At 73.9% G+C, this 410-nt stretch carries 1 protein-coding gene; it reads left to right on the top strand.

Annotation, left to right across the window (positions count from 1 at the left end; genetic code table 11):
* The coding region (locus tag IE172_RS35065; protein WP_229886756.1) for a beta-ketoacyl synthase N-terminal-like domain-containing protein at nt 1-410 on the top strand (410 nt) is incomplete at both ends.

Genomic DNA, 410 nt, shown 5'->3' with positions numbered 1-410 from the left:
CCCGGGTCAAGGCCTTCGCCGAGGCCGCCGACGGCACCGGCTGGGGCGAGGGCGTCGGCATGCTGCTGCTGGAGCGGCTGTCGGACGCTCGGCGCAACGGGCATCCGGTCCTGGCTGTGGTCCGGGGCACGGCCGTCAACCAGGACGGCGCCAGTAACGGTCTCACCGCGCCGAACGGTCCTTCCCAGCAGCGGGTGATCCGGCAGACCCTCGCCAATGCCGGTCTCGCCCCCGACCAGGTCGACGCCGTCGAGGCGCACGGCACGGGTACCACCCTGGGTGACCCCATCGAGGCCCAGGCGCTCCTCGCCACGTACGGCAAGGACCGCCCGGCCGACCGGCCCCTGTGGCTGGGCTCGGTGAAGTCCAACATCGGGCACACGCAGGCCGCCGCCGGTGTCGCCGGTGTC

It is taken from the genome of Streptomyces griseoflavus, from assembly GCF_014649995.1.
Taxonomy (GTDB): Bacteria; Actinomycetota; Actinomycetes; order Streptomycetales; family Streptomycetaceae; genus Streptomyces; species Streptomyces griseoflavus.
Note: the sequence above shows the minus strand (reverse complement) of the source record. Positions and strands in the feature narration are given on the sequence as shown.